4 protein-coding genes and 1 pseudogene are annotated in these 3,884 nt (G+C 66.9%); 1 reads left to right on the top strand and 4 read right to left on the bottom strand.

The window, feature by feature from the left end:
• The first annotated feature begins 200 nt into the window (after positions 1-200).
• A complete protein-coding gene (locus QZW52_RS18845) occupies positions 201-1,271 on the top strand; it encodes an RNA-guided endonuclease InsQ/TnpB family protein (protein WP_294001613.1) in 1,071 nt (356 codons plus the stop codon).
• Here QZW52_RS18845 and QZW52_RS18840 read toward each other — a convergent pair.
• From QZW52_RS18840 to QZW52_RS18825, 4 genes and pseudogenes are all read right to left on the bottom strand, one after another.
• Positions 1,268-1,435 carry a hypothetical protein gene (locus QZW52_RS18840; protein WP_294001611.1) on the bottom strand — a complete coding sequence of 56 codons (168 nt, stop codon included), beginning with the start codon at positions 1,433-1,435 and terminating at the stop codon, positions 1,268-1,270. The two genes, QZW52_RS18845 and QZW52_RS18840, sit on opposite strands and share 4 nt — an antisense overlap.
• Positions 1,428-2,615: an MFS transporter gene (locus QZW52_RS18835; RefSeq protein ID WP_363227070.1), complete on the bottom strand. Its 1,188-nt coding sequence runs from the start codon at positions 2,613-2,615 to the stop codon at positions 1,428-1,430. Before QZW52_RS18835 ends, QZW52_RS18840 begins: the two co-directional genes overlap by 8 nt.
• Before the next feature lie 25 nt (positions 2,616-2,640).
• Positions 2,641-3,654 carry a D-2-hydroxyacid dehydrogenase family protein gene (locus QZW52_RS18830; protein ID WP_294001607.1) on the bottom strand — a complete coding sequence of 338 codons (1,014 nt, stop codon included), beginning with the start codon at positions 3,652-3,654 and terminating at the stop codon, positions 2,641-2,643.
• A gap of 43 nt (positions 3,655-3,697) precedes the next feature.
• Positions 3,698-3,884 (bottom strand): annotated as a pseudogene (locus QZW52_RS18825) (integrase); the annotation flags it as partial.

The following is a 3,884-nucleotide window of genomic DNA, read 5'->3' as shown; positions in this document are numbered from 1 at the left end:
CTACGTGTTCTACGAGAGTCCGCGCTGAGCGGACGGGCTGGGCGACTCAGACCCAGCCCAGCATGCCCGCGACCGCCCCCAGCCCGATCAGCCACATCGGACTGACCGGACGAAGCGACAAGCCCCGAGGTTCAGCCCGGGGTCGAGCGTTCAAGCCGGAACGGCTTGTCAAGCGACATGTATGGAAATACAGTTGTCGGATGGAAGCCGTGAAGACCCTCAAGCTGCGCATCAAGGACAAGCACGCGGGCGTGCTGTCCTTGATGGCGCGCGAGGTCAATCAGGTGTGGAACTACTGTAACGAGACCAGTTCGCGGGCGATCCGCGAGCGCGGAAAGTGGCTGAGCGGGTTCGACCTGCAGAAGCTCACGGCGGGGTACTCGAAGTGCGAGGGCGTGCGGATCGGTAGCGCCACGGTGCAACTGGTGTGCGAGGAGTACGCCACCCGGCGCAAGCAGTTCAAGAAGTCGAGGCTGAACTGGCGGGTGTCGAACGCGAAGGCGGCGAAGCATTCGCTGGGCTGGGTGCCGTTCAAGGCGGGCGGCGCGAAGTACAAGGCCGGGCAGATCGCTTTTCTCGGGCACAGGTTCAGTCTGTGGGACAGCTACGGGCTGAGCCGGTTCGATCTGCGCGCAGGATCGTTCTCGCAGGACGCGCGCGGCCGGTGGTACCTGAACGTGTGCGTCAAGGTGGACGTGCTGAAGTCGGCTGGCACTGGGCTGATCGGTATCGACCTCGGCCTGAAGACTGCAGCGACGTGCTCGGACGGCGAAGAGCTGGCGTCCGGCCTGTACCGCAAGCATGAGGGCGCGCTGGGGATCGCCCAGCGCGCCGGGAAGAAGAACCGGGTGCGCGCGATCCACGCGAAGATCGCCAACACGCGCAAGGACGCGATGCACAAGTTCAGCACCGGGCTGGTCGAGCGCAACGCGGCGATCTTCGTCGGGAACGTGCAGGCGAAAGCGATGGTGAAGACCAAGATGGCGAAGTCCACGCTGGACGCCGGATGGTCAATGCTGAAAACGATGCTGGAATACAAGAGCCATCAGGCCGGCATCGTGTTCGAGGAGGTAAATGAAGCCTACACAACCCAGACCTGCTCGCGCTGCGGGGGCATACCCGCCAGCAGTCCGAAAGGTAGGACAGGTCTGCGAATGAGGCGATGGACATGCTGCGATTGCGGCGCGGAACACCACCGCGACGTGAACGCCGCCAGGAACATCGCCGCGCGCGGACATGCGCGTCTCGCAGGAGGAATCCCCGTCCTTTAGGGCGGGGAGGATGTCAACTTCGTCCACAGCATCACCCCGACCGTCAGCGCGATCAGCCCGCCGAAGCCCTGCAGCGCGAGCCGGCTGAAGACCCAGAACATCGCCATCGGCGACGCAGGGCGCGTCAGCCTTGTCCCTGCGTCCAAGGCATCAGTGTCAGACATGGTCCGGATCGCGCAGCATGCGGCGTGCCGCCCAGCCGCTGAGCGTCAAGGCCAGCAGCGTCCAGCCCAGCCCGACCCAGTGGAGCGATCCGAACCCCGCCGCGCTGATGATCGCGCCGCCCGACATCGCGCCGATCGCCTGCCCGAGGTAGATCGCGGAGGTGTTGAGGGCCAGCAGCGCCGGCGCCAGCAGCGGTGCGGCGTGGCCCAGCCGGGCCTGCTGCGCGGAGTTCGAGGCGAAGGTGCCGAAGCCCCAGGGAACCATCACCAGCGCCACCATCCACGGCCGCGACGCCACCGGCAGCACCAGCAGGCTCAGCGCAATCCCGGACAGGTACAGCCCGACGGCCCGTGCTGCGCCGATCCGGTCCACATGGCGACTGAGCACGACGTTGCCCGCCAGCCCCCAGGCGCCGAACCACATGAACAGCAGGCTCACCTCCAGCGGCGTGGCGCCCAGCACCTGGCGGTAATAGGGCGCGATGTAGGCGAACAGCGTGAACTGGCCCGCGCCGCTCAAGGCCGTGACCACGACCACCGCCATCAGCACCGGGTGCGTGAACACCTCGGACCACGCCCGCATCGACAACACCGGCGGCTTCACCCCGGACGGCAGCACCCGCCAGACCCAGCCCGCGCCCACCAGCCCCAGCACCGCCACCAGTCCGAACGCCCAGCGCCATCCGAACGCCTCGCCGATGTAGGCGTGCAGCGGCATGCCCAGTACCGACGCGAAGGACCAGCCGAGAAAAATCGTGGTAATGGCCCGGCCGCGTTGCTCGGGCGGCGCCATGAAGCCCATCGCCGCCCCCGCTTGCGGCGTGAACACCGCCGCACCCAGCACCGCAAGCGCCCGCAGCGGCAGCAAGGCCGCATAGCTGGGAGCGAAGGCGCAGAGCAGGTGCCCGAGTCCGTACCAGAGCAGCGTCAGGGTGAGCAGCCGCCGCCGATCCCAACCCGCCAGCAAGGCCGCCAGCAGTGGCGCGCCCAGGCACATGCCAATGGCACCCACGCTGATGAGCTGCCCGCCGAGTGCGACCGAAATCTCCAGCGAGCGCACCAGGTCATTGAGCGAGCCGGGCACCACCATCACGCCGCAGCCGATGGTGAAGTTGCCGAACCGCAGGGCGCGCTGGCTGGCCAGCAGCGCCGGGCCGTCCACGCTGCCGGCGGCGACCACGGGCAAGGACGCCGCCACCTTCACGTCACAACCCTGGATGGAGCTTGAAGGCGTCCGGGTTGACGATGTTGGTCGGGGTACCGGCCAGGTAGGCAGACACGTTGTCGAACGCTGCGCGGAAGTAGTTCTCGTAGGTGTCGAGTTCCACATAGCCGATGTGCGGCGTGCAGACCGCGTTTTCGAGGCGCAGCAGCGGATGGCCTTGCAGGATCGGCTCGCTCTCGAAGACATCGACCGCCGCCATGCCGGGGCGGCCCCGGTTGAGCGCCGTCACCAGCAAGGTGTCACCGACCAGTTCCGCCCGCGAGGTGTTGACGAACAGCGAGGTCGGCTTCATCCGCGCCAGATCGTCCATGGTGATCAGGCCGCGGTTGTCCTCGCTCAGGCGCAGGTGCAGGCTGAGCACGTCCGCATCGCTGAAAAACGCCTCGCGGCTCTCGGCGGCCTCGAACCCGTCGGCCACCGCCTGCAAGCGCGACAGCTCGCTGCCCCAGACCTGCACCTTCATGCCGAAGGCCCGGCCGTAGCCCGCCACCAGCTTGCCGATGCGGCCATAGCCCCAGATGCCGAGCGTCTTGCCGTTCAGCCGCATGCCCAGGCCGAAGTTCGGCGGCATGGAACCGGCTTTCAGGCCCGAATGCTGCCAGGCGCCGTGCTTGAGATTCCCGATGTACTGCGGCAGCCGGCGCATGGCCGTCATGATCAGCGACCAGGTCAGCTCGGCCGGCGCCAGTGGCGAGCCGACGCCTTCCGCCACCGCGATGCCCAGGCGGGTGCAGGTCTCGACATCGATGTGCGAGCCGACGCGGCCGGTCTGGGCGATGAGCTTCAGGCGTGGGAGTTTTTCGAGCAACGCGCGCGGAAAGTGCGTGCGTTCCCGGATCAGCACCAGGATTTCGGCGTCTTTCAGCCGCACGGACAACTGGCCGATGCCCTTGACCGTGTTGGTGAAGACCTTGACGTTCTGTAGTTCCAGACGTTCGGCACACCGCAGCTTGCGCACGGCGTCCTGGTAGTCGTCGAGGATGATGATGTTCATGTAATGGTCGCGCGCAGGAACCCGACATTGTGCCTGCCTTTGTTCACTTGCCCTTCTTGCGGTCCTTGACATCCCCGTCCGCACTGGCATCCAACAGCGCGGCCCCGCGCATGGAGAGCACCTCGCCCTTCCTGAAGTACCCGAGCACGGAGGCAGGAGAGCGATGCCCGGTGAGGGCCATGGTTTCGGCCATGGGGATGTTGTGGAGGGCGGCCTCGGTGACGAAGCCG

This window comes from Sphaerotilus sp. (genome assembly GCF_013299175.1).
In the GTDB taxonomy this organism is placed as follows: domain Bacteria; phylum Pseudomonadota; class Gammaproteobacteria; order Burkholderiales; family Burkholderiaceae_C; genus Sphaerotilus.
This window is presented reverse-complemented; position numbering and strand designations above follow the sequence as displayed.

What these genes read in the sequence shown, in the direction of transcription:
- QZW52_RS18845 (WP_294001613.1), top strand. Translation starts at nt 201, where the DNA reads ATGGAAGCCGTGAAGACCCTCAAGCTGCGCATCAAGGACAAGCACGCG.
- QZW52_RS18840 (WP_294001611.1), bottom strand. Translation starts at nt 1,435, where the DNA reads ATGTCTGACACTGATGCCTTGGACGCAGGGACAAGGCTGACGCGCCCT.
- QZW52_RS18830 (WP_294001607.1), bottom strand. Translation starts at nt 3,654, where the DNA reads ATGAACATCATCATCCTCGACGACTACCAGGACGCCGTGCGCAAGCTG.